The 17,694-nt window shown below is 61.4% G+C and carries 17 protein-coding genes; 8 read left to right on the forward strand and 9 right to left on the reverse strand.

What is annotated here, in order from left to right; translation table 11 throughout:
* The 6 genes from JNL55_RS31940 to JNL55_RS31965 all read right to left on the reverse strand — a co-directional run.
* Positions 1–507: response regulator transcription factor (locus JNL55_RS31940; RefSeq protein ID WP_293864202.1), on the reverse strand; the 507-nt coding region annotated here is incomplete at its 3' end.
* 3 nt (positions 508–510) lie between these two features.
* Entirely contained in the window at positions 511–807 is a 297-nt protein-coding gene (locus JNL55_RS31945) for a PepSY domain-containing protein (RefSeq protein WP_293864205.1), read from the reverse strand.
* Between the two features lie 102 nt (positions 808–909).
* Positions 910–1,467, reverse strand: a complete 558-nt coding sequence (locus JNL55_RS31950; RefSeq protein ID WP_293864208.1) for a glycine zipper 2TM domain-containing protein — start codon at positions 1,465–1,467, stop codon at positions 910–912.
* A gap of 134 nt (positions 1,468–1,601) precedes the next feature.
* A complete protein-coding gene (mazG, locus tag JNL55_RS31955; RefSeq protein ID WP_293864211.1) occupies positions 1,602–2,462 on the reverse strand; it encodes a nucleoside triphosphate pyrophosphohydrolase in 861 nt (286 codons plus the stop codon).
* Between the two features lie 6 nt (positions 2,463–2,468).
* The gene (locus JNL55_RS31960) at positions 2,469–3,104 is read right to left on the reverse strand and encodes an NUDIX hydrolase (RefSeq protein ID WP_293864214.1); all 636 of its coding nucleotides are present in this window, start codon (positions 3,102–3,104) and stop codon (positions 2,469–2,471) included.
* Position 3,105: 1 nt separating this feature from the next.
* Complete coding sequence (locus JNL55_RS31965) at positions 3,106–4,509, reverse strand: class II fumarate hydratase (RefSeq protein WP_293864217.1); 1,404 nt, start codon at positions 4,507–4,509, stop codon at positions 3,106–3,108.
* Positions 4,510–4,569: 60 nt separating this feature from the next.
* On the opposite strand from JNL55_RS31965, the gene purB reads away from it, so the two are divergent.
* From purB to JNL55_RS31990, 5 genes are all read left to right on the forward strand, one after another.
* Positions 4,570–5,937 carry an adenylosuccinate lyase gene (purB, locus tag JNL55_RS31970; protein WP_293864220.1) on the forward strand — a complete coding sequence of 456 codons (1,368 nt, stop codon included), beginning with the start codon at positions 4,570–4,572 and terminating at the stop codon, positions 5,935–5,937.
* 139 nt (positions 5,938–6,076) lie between these two features.
* Positions 6,077–6,592 (forward strand): NUDIX hydrolase, encoded by a 516-nt coding sequence (locus JNL55_RS31975; RefSeq protein WP_293864223.1) that lies wholly within the window; start codon positions 6,077–6,079, stop codon positions 6,590–6,592.
* 26 nt (positions 6,593–6,618) lie between these two features.
* Positions 6,619–7,704 carry a tRNA 2-thiouridine(34) synthase MnmA gene (gene mnmA / locus JNL55_RS31980; protein WP_293864226.1) on the forward strand — a complete coding sequence of 362 codons (1,086 nt, stop codon included), beginning with the start codon at positions 6,619–6,621 and terminating at the stop codon, positions 7,702–7,704.
* 181 nt (positions 7,705–7,885) lie between these two features.
* Positions 7,886–10,579: an aconitate hydratase AcnA gene (acnA, locus tag JNL55_RS31985; RefSeq protein ID WP_293864229.1), complete on the forward strand. Its 2,694-nt coding sequence runs from the start codon at positions 7,886–7,888 to the stop codon at positions 10,577–10,579.
* An 8-nt stretch (positions 10,580–10,587) separates the two neighbouring features.
* Positions 10,588–11,364, forward strand: coding sequence for an enoyl-CoA hydratase-related protein (locus JNL55_RS31990; RefSeq protein ID WP_293864232.1), 777 nt, complete (start codon positions 10,588–10,590; stop codon positions 11,362–11,364).
* A gap of 99 nt (positions 11,365–11,463) precedes the next feature.
* On the opposite strand, the gene JNL55_RS31995 is transcribed toward JNL55_RS31990, so the two are convergent.
* The gene (locus JNL55_RS31995) at positions 11,464–11,784 is read right to left on the reverse strand and encodes a hypothetical protein (protein ID WP_293864235.1); all 321 of its coding nucleotides are present in this window, start codon (positions 11,782–11,784) and stop codon (positions 11,464–11,466) included.
* Positions 11,785–11,837: 53 nt separating this feature from the next.
* Between JNL55_RS31995 and JNL55_RS32000 the strand changes: the two genes are divergently transcribed.
* The 3 genes from JNL55_RS32000 to JNL55_RS32010 all read left to right on the forward strand — a co-directional run bounded on the left by JNL55_RS32000 (position 11,838) and on the right by JNL55_RS32010 (position 14,436).
* The gene (locus tag JNL55_RS32000; RefSeq protein WP_293864238.1) at positions 11,838–12,710 is read left to right on the forward strand and encodes a GFA family protein; all 873 of its coding nucleotides are present in this window, start codon (positions 11,838–11,840) and stop codon (positions 12,708–12,710) included.
* A 113-nt stretch (positions 12,711–12,823) separates the two neighbouring features.
* Entirely contained in the window at positions 12,824–13,789 is a 966-nt protein-coding gene (msrP, locus tag JNL55_RS32005; RefSeq protein ID WP_293864241.1) for a protein-methionine-sulfoxide reductase catalytic subunit MsrP, read from the forward strand.
* 17 nt (positions 13,790–13,806) lie between these two features.
* Positions 13,807–14,436 carry a sulfite oxidase heme-binding subunit YedZ gene (locus tag JNL55_RS32010; protein WP_293864244.1) on the forward strand — a complete coding sequence of 210 codons (630 nt, stop codon included), beginning with the start codon at positions 13,807–13,809 and terminating at the stop codon, positions 14,434–14,436.
* Here JNL55_RS32010 and JNL55_RS32015 read toward each other — a convergent pair.
* A complete protein-coding gene (locus tag JNL55_RS32015) occupies positions 14,394–16,085 on the reverse strand; it encodes a serine hydrolase domain-containing protein (protein WP_293864247.1) in 1,692 nt (563 codons plus the stop codon). The two genes, JNL55_RS32010 and JNL55_RS32015, sit on opposite strands and share 43 nt — an antisense overlap.
* Complete coding sequence (locus JNL55_RS32020) at positions 16,082–17,626, reverse strand: serine hydrolase domain-containing protein (protein WP_293864250.1); 1,545 nt, start codon at positions 17,624–17,626, stop codon at positions 16,082–16,084. Before JNL55_RS32020 ends, JNL55_RS32015 begins: the two co-directional genes overlap by 4 nt.
* Between the last annotated feature and the right edge of the window lie 68 nt (positions 17,627–17,694).

Consider the following 17,694-nt stretch of genomic DNA (forward strand, 5'->3'; position numbering starts at 1 on the left):
GATCACTTCGCCGGCGCGATGGATCAGGTGGTCCAGGATGCGGTACTCGAAGCTGGTCAGATCGACCTTGCGGCCGTTGACCATGACTTCCTGAGTCCGCGGATCCAGCGACACTGGCCCACAACGCAGTACCGGCTGTGCCCAACCGCCCGAGCGTCGCATCAGCGCCTGCACGCGCGCCAACAGCTCCTCGAAATGAAACGGCTTGGCGACGTAGTCGTCGGCACCGGCCTGCAAGCCTTCCACCTTGTCCTGCCAGCGATCGCGCGCCGTCAGGATCAGGATGGGGAAGGTCTTGCCCTCGGCCCGCAGGGTCTTGATCAGCTCCAGGCCCGGCAGCTTGGGCAGACCCAAGTCGATGATGGCCAGGTCCAGAGCGTATTCCCGCCCGCAGTAGAGTCCTTCCTCGCCATCGGCTGCGGCATCGACGGTGAAACCGTGCTGCTGCAGTTGTTCGACGATGGATTCACGCAGGGTCTGTTCGTCTTCAACAATTAGGACGCGCATGGATCAGTTCATTGCTCCCGATTCTGCGTCCACGCTCACGTTCCATACCTTGCCGTCGGCGCCGAGCAAACGGATGCGATGCACCCGTTTGTCGCCATTGCGGACGGTTTCCGCCCGGACGGCTTTGGCTCGATAACGCCGTTGCGCCATTTCCACGGCCTCATCGAGCGACATGCCCGAGGGTTCGATGTGGTATTCGCGACGCTGCCGGCGATCGATCAGCTCCTGGGCATTGGCGCTCGGTACCACCGCCGCGAGCAGCGATAACAGAACCAACGCTAGGGGCCAGGAAGTGCGCATGGGGTCTAAGTGTACGCACGGCGGGACGCATGTTCACGCCCCGCCGCACAACCTTTGGAGAAACTCCTAACGAAGATGGCAATCGTTTGACCGGTTCCCACCTCATTCGGCCACGGCGACGGCCACCTTGACTCGAATGCGTTCACCGGGGTCATACGGCAGGCGGGTCGTATATTCACGACCGTTGTACTCGTAGGTCACCCGGTACCCGTCAACACGCTCTTCGTACCGTTTCTCGTATCGGGTTTCGCAACGCTGAACTATTTCTTCACGGACCGAAGCTGAACGGCGGGCGGCGGCGTCGTAGCCCACCGCAGCGCCGATGGTGGCGCCGGCGACGGTGGCCGCATCCCGACCCCGGCCGCTGCCGATCTGGTGACCGATCACGCCGCCGATGATGCCGCCGATCAAGGTCCGGCCACCGACCTCGGGGTCGGAAATGTGCGGCCGATCTTCCACATAGCGCACGTCGTCGTAGCACTCGCGGCTCGGCGTTTCGACGCGCACCTGGCGCACGATCGGCTCCACGTGGGTGACCGGGGCGTATTCGTATTCGGACGAGGCACGGCGTTCATAGCGGGCATAGGACGGCGGCGAGGCCATCGCCACACCAGCCAACAACACACCCGTTACAGCCATTGAAACCCGAACGGCACTCATCTTGATCTCTCCATCGCCCGGCATGGGATTACCGAGCGTGGGAGTCAAATTAGGGCTAAGGCCATGAATACTTCCTGAACTGGGTCGGGGAACTTGTTACGGACTGTGTGAAGTACGCAACAGCTTGATCCAGGTCAGGATTGGCGACGTTCCTGGGCCTTGCCCTCGTCCCACAGGGCATCCATTTCCGCCAGGGTGGCCTGCTGGGGGCTCTTGCCCTGGGCGGCCAAGCCGCGTTCGACATAACGAAAGCGCCGCTCGAAGCTGGCATTGGTTCGCTTCAGCGCCTGCTCCGGATCAATTTTCAGATACCGGCAGACGTTCACCACACAGAACAGCACATCGCCAATCTCGGCAGCGAGCCGTTCGTGCTGACGGGTCTCGTGCTGGCTTCGGTCCGCACCGGCGGTGCCGGCATCGGCTTGCAGGCAAACGTGTTGCCGGACCTCGGCTTTGAACTCGGCGATCTCCTCGTCGAGCTTCTCGATGGCACCATGCACCTCCGACCACTCGAACCCGACCTGCGCGGCACGCTTGCCTAGTTTGTTGGCTCGAGTCAGCGACGGCAAAGCGACGGGCACATCATCGAGCACGCTCGCCTGTTCACCACTCGGCTTCTTCTGCGCACGCTCGCGACGCTTTTGTTCTTCCCACGCGACTGTCTGAGCTTCAGCGTCCGCAATCGAAACATCGCCGAACACATGCGGATGCCGACGTTCCATCTTGTCGCAGATGGCATTGGCCACGTCGTCGAAGTTGAAGGTGCCCTGCTCTTTCGCCATTTGCGAATGAAACACGACTTGAAACAACAGATCGCCGAGCTCATCGCGCAACGAAGCCGAATCTTCGCGCTCGATGGCGTCGGCGACTTCGTAGGCTTCTTCCACCGTATACGGCGCGATAGTCTTGAAGTTCTGTTGCAAATCCCACGGACAGCCGTTCTGCGGATCGCGCAAGCGCGCCATGATGTCGAGTAAACGTTGAATGCCGGACATGCTCGGTTACTCGGTTTGTAACAAACGATAAAGAGACATCAACATGCCGGCGGTCGCGCCCCAGATGTTGTAGTCCAGGTAAGGAATATCGAACACCTGCACGGTCACGGCGCCCAACTCCCGCGTGCGCGAGCGATGATTCACGGGATCCAGAATATGCGCCAACGGCACTTCGAACGCCGACTCGACTTCGCGCCGATCCAATCGCAACTCGAATCCCGGCTGCACGAAGGCCACCACCGGCGTCACCCAGTATCCCGACAACACCAGTTGCGGCTCCAGATAACCGACAAAGCGAATGTGTTCGCGTGACACACCGATCTCTTCCTCGGTCTCACGCAGCGCCGCTTCCGCCGGATTCAGATCGCTGGGCTCGATGCGTCCGCCCGGGAAACTGATCTGACCGGCATGATTTTTCAGTGTCGACGCTCGCTGCGTCAGTAACACCGTCAAGCCGGATTCGCGATCCACGATGGGCACGAGTACCGCAGCCGGAATCGGTGTGGGCGGAAAGTACGCGCGAATCGACTCGATGTCGTTCGCGGAAAACCCTGCGGGCACCGCCTGACTGGGATCGAGGGCTGCGCGCGAGTCCTTCAGCCGCTCTTCGATGAGCCGCTTGAGGGCAATGCGATCTTTCAACTTAGCCCCCGCCGCCTTCGACCTTGCCGCCCGGCTTGGTCAGCGCTCGCGGGTCCAGATACTTGCTCAGCTCTGCATCCGACAGCTGCGTGTGTTCCGCTGCCACTTCTTTCACCGAGCGACCGGTGGCATAGGCTTCCTTCGCAATCTTGGCGCCGGCTTCGTATCCGATCACGGGATTGAGTGCCGTCACCAGGATGGGATTACGATTCAGCGCTTCGCCGATGCGCGCGTCGTTGACCTTGAATCCCGCCAGCGCCGAATCGCCGAGCACCCGGGCGGCATTGGAGAGCAGATCGATACTCTGCAACAGGTTGTACGCGATCACCGGCAGCATCACGTTGAGCTGGAAGTTGCCTGACTGGCCGGCGATGGCGATGGTTGCGTCGTTACCCATCACTTGCGCAGCCACCATGCTCACGGCTTCGGGAATCACCGGATTCACCTTGCCCGGCATGATGCTGCTGCCCGGCTGCAAGGCCGGCAATGAAATCTCGCCGAGCCCAGCCAACGGGCCGCTGTTCATCCACCGCAGATCGTTGGCGATTTTCATCATCGACACGGCGAGCGTACGTAACTGCCCAGACAGCTCCACCGCCGAGTCCTGCGACGACATCGCTTCGAAATAGTTGCTGCTCGGCTTCAACTCCAAGCCGCTCTTCACCGACAGGTAGCGCGAGGCTCGCATAGCGAAGCGAGGATGCGCATTCACTCCAGTGCCTACAGCTGTGCCGCCGAGTGCAATGTCTTGCAAGCGCACGCGCGACTCCATGATTCGAGCGCTGCCGTGTTCGATCTGCGTGCGCCAGCCACTCATCTCCTGACCGAACGTCACCGGCATGGCATCCATCAAATGGGTGCGACCGGTCTTGACGATGTCGCCGATCTCGCCGATGCGACGACTGATGATGGCGCTCAAATACGCCAGCGACGGCAACAGGTGTTGTTCGACGCCGAGCAGAGCGCTCACCTGGATTGCGGTCGGAATCACGTCATTGGAGCTCTGGCTCATGTTGACGTGATCGTTGGGATGGATGGGGATGCCGGCGAACTGCGAGGCCAGCCGCGCAATCACCTCGTTAGCATTCATGTTGCTGCTGGTGCCGGAGCCGGTCTGGAACACGTCCACCGGGAAGTGCCGGTCATGACGCCCGTCGGCCACTTCCAGCGCCGCTTTTTGGATGGCGGCGGCGTGCTTGGCATCCATGCCGCCCAGCTCGACGTTGGCGGTCGCCGCCGCCCACTTGATCAGGCCCAAGGCGCGAATGAAGTCGCGCGGCATGCGCAAACCGCTGATCGGAAAGTTGTCCACAGCCCGCTGCGTCTGTGCACCCCACAGCGCATCGCCCGGGACTTGCAGCTCACCCAAGCTATCCCGCTCGCTGCGAAAGTCGTCGTTCGCCACTCCTACCTCTCTAACACGTCGTTGCGGCCGAGTCGCCGATCGGTGCGGTATGATTCTACGATGAACCACAGTCCCTTGAACGCAATCTCCCCCATCGATGGCCGTTACGCTGACAAGGCCGCCGAGTTACGGCCGTTATTCAGCGAGCGTGGCCTGATCCGTCAACGCGTCCGTGTCGAAGCGCTCTGGCTCAAAGCGCTGGCTGCCGAGCCCGGCATCGAAGAGCTGCGCGGTCTGCCGGCCGAAGCGCTCAGCGTGCTCGATGCATTGGCTGCCGACCTGACCGACGATGAAGCCGCCGAGGTCAAGAAGACCGAACGCGAAACCAACCATGACGTGAAGGCGGTCGAGTACTTCGTCAAGAGTCGCATCGATGCGGTGCCGGCCTGGCGCACGCGTCGGGAGTTCGTGCACTTCGCCTGTACGTCCGAAGATATCAACAATCTCAGCTATGCGTTGATGCTCCAGGAAGCGCGCGATCTGGTGCTGTTGCCGCGGATCGATGCCCTCATCGAACGGCTGCGAGGCCTGGCCCATCTGCATGCAGCGACGCCGATGATGTCGCGCACGCATGGTCAGCCGGCCACGCCGACGACCTTGGGCAAGGAAATGGCCAACTTCACCTATCGCCTGCGCGAACAACGCACGCGACTCGCGGCCGTTTCCATCAGCGGCAAAATCAATGGCGCGGTCGGTAACTTCAACGCGCATGTCGTGGCTTACCCGAACGTCGATTGGCCGCGCCTCGGCCAACAGTTCGTCGAGTCGTTGGGGCTGAGCTGGAATCCATACACCACCCAGATCGAGCCGCACGATTGGATGGCGGAATATTTCGATGCGTTAGCCCGCTTGAACACGGTGCTGGTGGCCATGTGTCGCGACATGTGGGGCTACATTTCGCTGGGCTATTTCCGCCAGCGCGTGGTGGCCGGCGAAACCGGTTCCTCCACCATGCCGCACAAAGTGAATCCCATCGACTTCGAGAATGGCGAAGGCAATCTGACCTTGTCCAATTCGATGCTTCGTTACCTCTCGGACAAGCTGCCGGTGTCGCGTTGGCAACGAGATCTCACCGACTCGACGGTGTTACGAAACGTCGGCGTGGCTGTCAGCCATGCATTGATCGCGTGGCGCTCCATCGAGCGCGGTTTGGAACGAGTCGATGTCGACGCGGCCCGCCTGGCCGAGGATTTGGATGCGAACTGGGAGCTGCTGGCCGAGCCCATCCAGACCGTCATGCGCCGTTACGGGGTCGAGAACGCCTATGAACAGCTCAAGTCGTTGACGCGCGGCCAGCGGGTCAATGCCGCGTCGCTGCGACAGTTTGTCTCCGGCCTGGCCGTGCCCGAATCTGCCAAGCAGGCACTCCTGGAACTCTCGCCGGCGCGTTACGTTGGCTATGCAGAACAGTTGGCAAACAAGGTTTAGTAGACGGCTGCGAGCAACGGGTTGTAAGAAATTGCAGACGAATGGCCAATAGCCAAGCTAACAATTGGCATTGGTATCATTGTCCAATTTCTTGAAAATCATCACAAAACGTTCTTTTTGGCTGGCTATACTTGCCCTCATGAGCTTGCGCCCCGACCTTACCGTTGCTGCCGTCGTCGAACGCGACGGCCAGTTCCTGCTGGTGGAGGAACGGGTTGGCAATCGCATGGTGTTCAACCAGCCCAGCGGCCATGTCGAACGCGGCGAACAGTTTCTGGACGCCGTGGTTCGCGAGGCGTTGGAAGAAACCGCCTGGACCTTCCGGCCGCGGGCCCTGATCGGCATCTATCTGTGGGAGCACCCGGAAAAGCAGCGTAGCTTTCTGCGGGTGGCCTACGCCGGCGACGTGATCGATCACGACCCGGCCCGCCCGCTCGACCGCGGCATCGAACGCACCGTGTGGCTGGATCGGGATCAAATCGTGGCTCGGACCGCGCGCCTGCGCAGCCCGATGGTGCTCCGATGCATCGACGATTATCTGGAAGGCACGCGGCTACCCCTTGATGTCGCCAAGCGCGTCCTCAAAGATGCCGGACTGTCACCGGAAGCGCGGGCTCGCACGCTCGAGCATCCGGCGATCAATCGTCTGATCTAAACCGGTTCGATCCCCATTCGCTCAGCATGGCTGCTCTAGTCATCGTCGGTATGTCCGGCGGCGTCGACTCGTCCGTCACCGCTCATCTGTTGCAACAGCAGGGCTACGACGTCCAGGGCTTGTTCATGAGCAACTGGGACGAAGACGAAGACGGCTACTGCACCGCTGCCGAGGATTATCAGGACGCCCGCCACGTCTGCGAGCAGCTCGGCATCCCGCTGCACAAAGTGAGTTTCGCCGGCGAGTATCGCGAGCGCGTCTTCAGTTATTTCCTCGATGAATATCGCCACGGCCGCACGCCCAATCCCGACGTGCTGTGTAATCGCGAAATCAAATTCGGCGTTTGTTACGACTACGCGCGCCGCCTCGGTGCCGATTGGGTAGCGACTGGCCATTACGCACGCGTCGAACACGATGCGCTCGGGGCACGCGCCAAGTTGTTACGCGGCCTCGATCCCAACAAGGATCAAAGTTATTTCCTGCACGCGATGCCGGGCGACGCGTTGGCACGCACGCTGTTCCCCATCGGCGATCTACAAAAGAGCGAAGTGCGGCGCCTGGCTCGCGAGCTGACCTTGCCGGTGTTCGACAAGAAGGACAGCACCGGCATTTGTTTCATTGGCGAAAGACCTTTCGCGCAATTCCTGGAAACTTACCTGCCGGCGCAGCCCGGGCACATCGAATCCCTCGAAGGCCGGCGACTGGGCCAGCACCGCGGACTGATGTATTACACGCTCGGCCAGCGCCAGGGCTTGGGGATCGGCGGTCGCAATGACGCCGGCGAGGCACCTTGGTATGTGGCCGACAAGGACCTCGCACGCAACGTGCTGGTCGTGGTTCAGGGCCACGATCATCCAGCCATGCACAGAACCGAGGCCTGGGCTTCACAGCTCACCTGGGTGGCGGGCGTAGCGCCGGCTGGCGAGTTCGAATGCACCGCCAAGGTGCGCTATCGCCAGGCGGACCAGGCTTGCAGCGTCACAGTGCTGGCGGACGGCCGCTGTCAGGTGCGCTTCCAACAGCCGCAGCGTGCGGTCACTCCCGGTCAATACGTGGTGTTTTATGCCGGCGATGTGTGCCTGGGCGGCGGCGTGGTCGACAGAACTGCATAGGAATCCCGTTCGGGAGTCCCCATAAACACTCTGCGACCGCTATAATCCCGCCGATTTGTTCCGGGGGTCTGCGAGGGCACCGGAGCAATGAAAGCAAAGGGGCCGCCTACGTCGAGGTGGCGCCCCTGGCGCTGCCAGCGCTCGAGCCAGCCGCGCCACTCCCTATCCTCGCGGAGGACGCATGAAAGACTCGTTTAAGGCGCGCACCACGCTAGCCAGCGGCAATCAACACTTTGAAATCGCCAGCCTGGCGGCCCTGAAAGACCGCAACGTCGCGCGCCTGCCCTATTCGCTGAAAATCCTGTTGGAAAATCTGCTGCGCTTCGAGGACGGCGTCAACGTGACCCGTAACGACGTCGATGCGTTGCTCAACTGGGATCCGAAGGCGGCGCCTTCCTACGAAATCTCTTTCACGCCCAGCCGCGTGATCATGCAGGACTTCACCGGCGTGCCGGTGGTCGTCGACCTCGCCGCCATGCGCGAAGCGATGATCAAGCTCGGCGGCAATCCCGATGAAATCAATCCGCTGTCGCCCGCCGAATTGGTCATCGACCACTCGGTGCAAGTCGACGCGTACGGCACGCCCGGTGCGCAGGCCGAAAACAATCGCATCGACTTCAGCCGCAACACCGAGCGCTACGCGTTCCTGCGCTGGGGCCAGAACGCGTTCCAGAATTTCAAAGTGGTGCCGCCCAACACCGGCATCGTGCACCAGGTGAACGTCGAGCATCTGGCGCGCGTGGTATTCGATGCAGACAAGGACGGCGTGCGCTGGGCCTATCCGGACACGCTGGTGGGCACCGACTCGCACACCACCATGGTCAACGGCCTGGGCGTGCTGGGTTGGGGCGTCGGCGGTATCGAAGCTGAAGCCGCCATGCTCGGTCAGCCGGTCACCATGCTGATCCCGCACGTCATCGGTTTCAAACTGGTCGGCAACCTGCCGGCCGGCACCACCGCCACCGACTTGGTGCTGACCATCACCGAGATGCTGCGTAAGAAGGGTGTGGTCGACAAGTTCGTCGAGTTCTTCGGCGACGGTCTCGCCAACCTGCCGCTGGCCGATCGTTCCACCATTGCCAACATGGCGCCGGAATTCGGCAGCACCTGCGGCATCTTCCCGGTGGACGAAGAAACATTGCGTTATCTCGAACTCACCGGCCGCAATCCCGAACATATCGCGATGGTGAAGGCTTATGCCCAGCACCAGGGCATGTGGCGTAACAACGGCGATCCGCAAGCCGATTACACCGACGTGCTCGAATTGGATCTGGGCACCGTCGAGCCGTCGCTGGCCGGTCCGAAGCGTCCGCAGGATCGCGTGCCGCTGCGTACTGCCAAACAGGTTTATCAGGCCGCTCACAAGAAGATGGCTGAAGAGCGCACTGCCAAGAACCCGAGCGCCTCGGGCGTGGGCAAGGCAGCTGTCGACGGCAAGTCGTTCGAAGTTGCCGACGGCGCGGTGTTGATCGCCGCCATCACCAGCTGCACCAACACGTCGAATCCGGCCGTGCTGATCGCTGCTGGCCTGCTGGCTCGCAATGCTCGCAAGCGCGGCTTGAGTTCGAAGCCCTGGGTGAAGACTTCGCTGGCCCCCGGCTCGCGCGTCGTCACCGACTATTTGAACAAGGCTGGCCTGAGCGACGATCTGGACGCGCTGGGCTTCTACACCGTCGGCTACGGCTGCACGACTTGTATCGGTAACTCCGGTCCGCTGAAACAAGAAATCAGCGACGCCGCCAAGGCTGGCGACGTGATCGCCGCTTCGGTGCTGTCCGGCAATCGTAACTTCGAAGGCCGCGTGCATCCGGAAGTGAAGATGAACTTCCTCGCCTCGCCGCCGCTGGTGGTCGCGTACGCGCTCGCCGGCTCCATGACCGTCGACCTGGTCACCGAGCCGCTGGGTACGGGCAGCGACGGCCAGCCGGTGTATCTGAAGGACATCTGGCCGACGCCGGCCGAGATCCAGGCGTTCATCGCCAAGTCGGTGGACTCGGCGATGTTCAAGAAGGGCTACGCCAGCGTGTTCGCCGGCGACGAGAACTGGAATGCCATCAGCCTGCCGAGCGGCAAGATCTACGCGTGGGACGACAAGTCGACCTATGTGAAGAATCCGCCGTACTTCGTCGGCATGACCATGAAGCCGGGTGCAGTCACCGATGTGCGTGGCGCGCGCGCGCTGGCCGTCCTGGGCGACTCCGTCACCACGGATCACATCTCCCCTGCCGGCGATATTTCCAAGACCAGCCCCGCGGCGAAGTACTTGGTGTCGCTCGGCGTGCAGCCGAAGGACTTCAACTCCTACGGCGCGCGTCGTGGCAATCATGAAGTGATGATGCGCGGTACGTTTGCAAACATTCGTCTGCGTAACCTGTTGGCGCCGGGCACCGAGGGTGGCGTGACTGTGCACGTGCCGAGCGGCGATCCGCTGAGCATTTATGACGCCGCCATGCGCTACAAGCAGGAAGGCACCCCGCTGGTGATTCTGGCCGGTAAGGAATACGGCACCGGCTCGTCGCGTGACTGGGCGGCCAAGGGCACCATGCTGTTGGGCGTGAAGGCCGTGATCGCCGAGAGCTTCGAGCGTATTCACCGCTCGAACCTGATCGGCATGGGCGTGCTGCCGCTGATGTTCAAGGACGGTCAGAACGCGCAGTCGCTGGGCCTCACCGGTAAGGAGAGCTTCGAGATCATCGGCCTGAACGCCGGTGCCGCGAAGGTCGTCACCGTGGTTGCCACTCCGCCGACTGGCGCTCCGATCAAGTTCGAAGCGCGTGTGCGTATCGACACGCCGAAGGAACGCGAGTACTTCCAGCACGGCGGCATCCTGCACTACGTGCTGCGTCAGCTGGCGTCGTCGAGCAAGGCTGCGTAAGGAAGCTCATGAGCGAGCACGTACGGCTGGCTGTTGAGGATGGCGTTCTCCGGATCACGTTCGCGCGACCGGACAAAAAGAATGCAATCACACAGCCGATGTACGGCACGCTCGCTGAGGCACTGACTCGCGCCGAGACCGATCCCTCGGTGCGAGTCGTGCTGTTCGAAGCGGAAGGCGATGCGTTTAGCGCAGGCAACGACCTCAGCGATTTCGCCGCGGTCGCGGCCGGCACGCTGGATCGCCATAACATGAAGACACCGCTGTTCCTGAATGCGCTCGCTCGGGCTCATAAGCCGATCGTGGCTGCGGTTACTGGATTGGCCGTGGGTGTCGGCGTCACCATGCTGTTGCATTGTGATTTGGTGTTCGTCGCCGACGATGCCAAGTTGTCGGTGCCGTTCGTGAATCTGGCGCTGGTGCCGGAAGCGGCGTCGAGTGCTCTGTTACAAGCGCGCATCGGTTACGCACGCGCGTATGCAATGTTTGCTTTGGGCGAACCCATCGACGGCCGCACCGCTGCGTCCTTCGGTATCGCCAATGCGTCGTTACCTGTTGGCGAAGTTCGTGCGAAAGCCCTCGCTGCGGCCAAACAGTTGGCGACCAGACCGACTGGTGCGCTACAGGCGACCAAACAGTTGATGCGCGATGGCACGGCAATCGCCGCGCTGATTGCCAAGGAAAGTCAGATCTTCGGCGATCGCTTGAAGTCGCCAGAAACCGCCGAGGCCCTGCAAGCGTTCGCCGAACGGCGAGCGCCGGATTTCAGCAAGTTCTCGGGCTGAGAGCAGTGGAAAGGGGACAGATTTATTTTCCCCTCCAGCGGATACGGAAATGACTAGCGACCGAGCGAGGAAAATAAATCTGTCCCCTTTTCACCGCCGTCAATAACTCGGCTTGGGCTTCTTCTTGAACGGCTTCTGCGGCGTCGGCTGACGCTGTAACCGAATCGGCAGCTGCGGCGCTTCCGGTTCATCTTCCACCGACCATTGCTCCTTGAACATCTGCAGGGCCTCGCTCTGCACCGACGCGTGCCGATTCGACAGCATCAACGACGACGGCGAACAGACACGCGCCCGGATCAAGCCCAAGTCGGCAGCGGCATCGAACAAACTCGGATACCAACTGCGCCAGGCAGGCAGCAATTCCTCGACCTGCTCTCGCAGGCTGCGGCGGTCAGATTTTTCAGGTACGGTGGCGGTCACAGCGCTCTGTTTTACCACAAAGTTTTTCAGCAGGACCATCGTAGAGGCCCGTCATGACGCACGCGTCGACCCAGCTGCACGGAAGTTGTCTATGCGGCGCGGTCAGTTATCAAGTCGGCGGCCCGTTCAACATGATGGTGCATTGCCATTGCTCCATGTGCCGCAAGCATCATGGCTCGGCTTTCGCCACCTTTGTCGGGGCGCCGTTGCTGAGCTTCAAGTGGCTGAGCGGCGTGGACCAGATCGAGAGTTTCGCGTCCTCGGAAAAAGGCCGACGGAATTTTTGTCGTCATTGCGGTTCGGTCACGCCGACCTTGCTGCCCGAGATGGATCTGGCGCTGGTACCCGCCGGCAATCTGGATGGCGACTCTGGCCTGCGTCCGCAGGCTCACGTGTTCGTGGGTTCCAAGGCACCTTGGTACACGATCACCGATGACTTACCTCAGCACGAAGAGTTTCCGCCAGAGCTCGGTGTCGGCGGCATCACGCGCCCTGTCGTAGAGCCGCGTGAGGGTGTGCTCTTTGGCAGCTGCCTTTGCAACAGCAATACGTTCGAGATCACCGGTCAGCCGATCCGTAGCGCAAATTGTCATTGCTCGCGCTGTCGTCGCGGACGAAGCGCCGCTCATGCGTCGAATATGTTCTACAAGCTCGACGATTTCCGCTTCACGCGCCAGGACGCGCCCATCGTCGACTATCGCGTCCCCGAAGCGCGCTTCTTCGGCGTCGCCTTCTGCACCAAGTGTGGCAGCGCCATGCCTCGTGTGTCCAAGGAGCGTGGCGCGGTGGTCGTGCCGTTCGGGTCGTTGGATACCGATCCAGGATTCAAGCCGGCCATGCACATCTTTGTCGGCAATAAAGCCTGCTGGTTCGAGATCACCGACAGCACGCCCCAACACCAGGCCGGCCCGCCCGGTTTGGGCTAGTCACGGCACGCGCGGGCATCCGATGTAATGGCTGAGGCGAAACTCCGGTCATGTACCAGGAGTCATAGTGATAGTGGACAAAGGCTGGTCACCCGCCAGCCGCGAGGACGCTCATGCTGATCCGACGTTTCCGCCCTGGCGATAGTGCTGCGATTCGGCCTTCGGAGATCACCTCCGAGCACGCCTATTTGAATCGCCGCAAGCTGCTGCAAGCCGCGCTGGCGGCAGGCGTCGCTGGCCTGGGCGCTGGCTGGATGAGCGATGCCGGCGCGGTGACGGATCTGAAGGTGGAACGTAACGCCAAGTACAGCGTCAGCGATCCACCCAATAGTTACCAAGACATCACCAGCTACAACAACTACTACGAGTTCGGCCTGGACAAGAGCGACCCCGCCGAGCTGTCGTCGCGCTTCAAGCCCTCGCCCTGGACGGTGACCGTCAAAGGCGAAGCCGAGAACACCGGCACGTTCGCGCTCGAGGACCTGCTCAAGCCACACACCATCGAAGAGCGCGTGTATCGATTGCGCTGTGTGGAAGCGTGGTCGATGGTGGTTCCGTGGGACGGCGTGCCGCTGGGCGCCGTGCTGAAACAGTTCAAGCCCACATCGAAGGCCAAATACGTGGCCTTCAAGACCGTGTTACGACCGTCGGAAATGCCGGGCCAACGCAGCGGCTCGCTCGACTGGCCGTACATCGAGGGCCTGCGCATCGACGAGGCCATGAATCCGCTGGCCTTGCTCGCCGTCGGCCTGTACGGCAAGACGCTGCCGAATCAGAACGGCGCGCCGTTGCGGCTGATCACGCCGTGGAAGTACGGCTTCAAAGGCATCAAGTCCATCGTCGAGATTCGCTTTACCGAAAAGCAGCCGCCCAGCACCTGGAACATCTCAGCACCGCACGAGTACGGCTTCTACGCCAACGTCAATCCGAACGTCGATCATCCGCGCTGGAGTCAGGCGCGCGAACGCAAGATCGGCGCCGGCGTGTTCGGCTCACGCGTGCCGACGTTGATGTTCAATGGTTACGAACAGGAAGTGGCGTCCTTGTACAAAGGCATGGACCTGAAGAAGTACTACTGAGCCAGCCCCAAGCTTCAATGCCCTCCACGCTCGTCATCCGTCGCTTCATCAAGCCTGCTCTATTCGTCTTGTGCGCGCTGCCGCTGTTGTCATTGGTGTGGGCGGGCATCGGCATCGGCGGCGCCTCGCTCGGCGCCAATCCCGTTGAACGCATTCAAGACACGCTCGGGCAATGGGGACTGCGCTTCCTGGTCATCACGCTCGCCGTCACGCCAATCAGAGATTGGTTCGATATGACTTGGCTGGTACAGCTACGCCGCATGCTCGGGCTGTATGCGTTCTTTTACGTGCTGATGCACTTCCTCACCTGGCTGATTCTCGACCAGGGACTGTATTGGGCCGGCATCCTGCCAGACATTGCCAAGCGGCCGTTCATCACCATCGGCTTCGCAGCCTTGTTGTTGCTAATCCCGCTGGCCGTGACATCCACGAACAAGATGATGCGGCGTCTAGGCCGGCGCTGGAAGACTCTGCACCGGCTGATCTATCTGATCTGTTTGCTGGGCGTGTGGCACTACTATTGGCAGGTCAAGTCCGATACCACCGAGCCGCTGATCTATCTGGCCATCGTGCTAGTGCTGCTTGGCTGGCGCGTGTGGAAGGCTCAGCGCGCACCAGGCGCGATTCTGCGCAACACCACGCCGTAGGCTCGATCGCTGTGCATCCGGACCTCGACGACTTCGCCGCGAGCATTGCGTACGAAAGAGAACGCGCGAGCAGCGAAGGATTTCGGCGCATCGAAATGATCTGATGTGACCTGGGTCAGCCCCACCGGCTGAGCGCACCAGAAGCAATCCACCACCAGCCGTTGGTTCCGAACCGTGAACGTATAGGTAACATCGAGCTCCTCGCTGCGGTAATCGCCGGCCAGCTTTGTCAGCTGCTCCGGAGTACTGCTGACGGGCTCGATCCGACGATAGCGCTGCGCCGGCAAGGGGCCGTTCGGGATCCGATCGATAGCTGTGACACCATCGATGAGCACTGGACGAAAATACTCACGATTGCGTGCATCGACGTCGAAACTGCCGTCGCGACGGAACACTACGGACGTGCCATCGCCGCGCGTGCCGCGCTCCGCAATCAGCCGATTGCCATCGCGACGGAAACTCATCGCGGGATGATCCGGTGCAAAGAAGGTGCCCGATAAAGCATCGAGCGACGACGCCTTCGGTGACTGCAAGACGGCAGGCTCACTCGCCCCAGCGGTCACCGCGGGCAGATAGAGATTGGCAATCGCATTGACCTTGGCGTCGACGTCCATGCCGGTGTTGGCCAGCACGGCCACGGCGAAATCATGCTCGGGGTAGTAAGTGACATGCGCGCAAAAGGCTGCATCGTAGCCGCTGTGACTGAGCGCAGTTCTGCCCGCCTGCGGCAGATCGAACAGACCGAAGGCGTAATGCACCGGCGTGCCATCGGTCAACTTGCCGCTGGCGGAGATGAGCGAGGTCAGCTTAGCGTTGCCCAACTTCGGCGCGCTCAGATTGCCGGCCCACTGCGCCAGATCCTCCACCGTCGTCAGCAATCCCGTCGAACCGACGCTCTCGTAGTTGAGTGGAAAGCGCTGCCAGGTTCCGTCGTCATCGAGTTCGTAGGAATGGGCGCGGCCCGGCACCAATTCGCCGATGTCGTCCATGAAGAACGTTCGCGACATCTTCAACGGTGTGAACATGCGTTCGGTCGTGAATTGCCGCAGCGTCTTTCCCGTCACGGAGCGCACGATCTCAGCAAGCAGCACGTAGCCAGAGTTCCCATACAGAAAATCCGTGCCCGGCGCGAAGTTCAGAGCGCGTTGCCGCTGTAGCAGGTTCACAATCTTCTGTTGCGGCAACAGATCGCGCAGATCCCTGCCACCCAACCCCAGCAACGAGGAATAGTCACGTATCCCACTGGTGTGATGAACCAGCTGGCGCACCGTGACTACGTGCCCGAAATCGGGAGTGTCCGGCAGGTACTTGCGAATGTCTGCGTCCAGATCGATTCGCCCTTCCTGTACCAGCAAGGCAATCGCGTACGCGGTGAACTGCTTCGAGACGCTAGCGACATGAAACTGTGTCTGCGGCGTGATTGGAATGCCGGCTTCCAGATCCGCCAGGCCATAGCCTTTGGCGTAGAGCACGCGACCTTTGCTGTACACACCAACGGCGCCGCCAGGGCTGCCTGCGCGAGTGTATTCCGCGAACAGTCCATCGATGGCAGCTGCTCGCTCGACGTCCGTCGCCGAACGAGCAGCACCGCTGGCGAAAACGCTGCAGCTGGCCAGCACCATCGCCAGAACACAAACGGGTCGCATCATTGAGTCCGCTGTGTGACGGCCGCGTCGGCCGCAACCTTTTTGAGCTCGGCCCAGTAGGGGAAGCTGTAGATCCACAGGCCGGTGTACACCGAGCTGGCAGTGACCGTACCGCTCAACACACCATCGCGCAGCGTCAGTTGCAACGTACTCGAATGCGGATGCAGGCTGGAGTCCGATGTTTCGATTTGACTCAGCGACGTTCCGGTCAATTCACCGTCCTTGAAGGCGACGTCATTCAACAGCGCCGGCTGCTGCAACGAGCTGCGTCCTCGCCAGCGGCTGTTCTCACCAATAAGAGTATGCACCTCGCCGGACGGCGCAATCTGCAGCCGGATGGGCAATGTTCCTTCGTAAGTGCTGACGGTGCCCTGCCACGTGCCGGTCAATGCCGGTGTGGGTTTGAAGGGCGCCTCCTCTTCGGCGGATGCAGACTGAGCCTTGGCATCACGCCACTTGGGCAACAGGGTTTTCAGTATGTCGACCGTCAGGCTGCCGCGGCTGGCGCGCACACCACCGTCGATATTCGCCAACAACACCATGCCGAGATTCTCGGACGGTATCAGGATGAAGATCGTATGTACGCCCGAGGTGGAGCCACTATGCTGGACCAACTGATAGCCACCCTTGCGCACCATCTCCCAGCCGATGCCGTACTGCTCGTCGGCATCCACCGCCACCGGGTCGCTGGTCATGCGGTCGATGGACGCATCCGAAAGAATCGCGCGCTGATCGGGCAGACGATCTTTCAGAAAGAACATGCCGAAGCGAGCCAGGTCATGCGCGCTCGAGAAGATGGAAGCAGAAGCAGGCACAGCCGAGACGTAGTATGGAATCGGCTTGCCGGTGTAGTCGTAACGTACGGACTGATGCTTGGCAAGTTCCGGCCCGACGTCCACCGAGGAGTGCGTCATGCCCAACGGCAGGAAAACTTCTTCGCGCATGAAGTTCGCATACGTCTTTCCCGACACGCGCGCCATGGCATGCCCGAGCACGCCGTAGCCCATATTGGAGTACTCGTAACGCCCCGGCTCACGCACCAGCAACCCATAGCGACGGATCATCACATCCATGGAAGGCATCAGCGCCGCATCGGCGCCGTAGAAGAATCGATCAGCCGGCGTCAACCCAGAGGTGTGATCCGCGACTCTGCGTACGGTTGCGTTACGTGGATCGGCAATTGCCGAGCGTAATTTGTCATCGCCCAGATAATCGTTCACCGGATGGTCGAGATCGATCTTGCCCGCCTGCACCAGCGTCATCAGACCAGTGGCGGTCAGCGATTTCGACAGCGACGCCAGACAGAACATGGTGTGTTCGCTGGCCGCGACCCGATTCTCACGATCGGCCCAGCCGAAGCCCTCCTCCCACAGAATCTTGCCGTCCTTCCACACGGCCACCGCCATGCCCGGCACACCCTTCTCGACCATGTGACGCTGGATCGACGCGCGTGCCTCACTGAACTTATCGGCTGCGAAGCCGCTCACAGGCAGGACCACACCGGTGACCGCCACCAGCACCGCAACTCTGAAAAGACGCTTCACAGAAACACTCCGATGACCGGACACACGGTGTCCATTGCCATACCAGCGAGGCTGGCAGCAGCAGCGCT

It is taken from the genome of Steroidobacter sp., from assembly GCF_016790065.1.
Lineage (GTDB): Bacteria > Pseudomonadota > Gammaproteobacteria > Steroidobacterales > Steroidobacteraceae > Steroidobacter.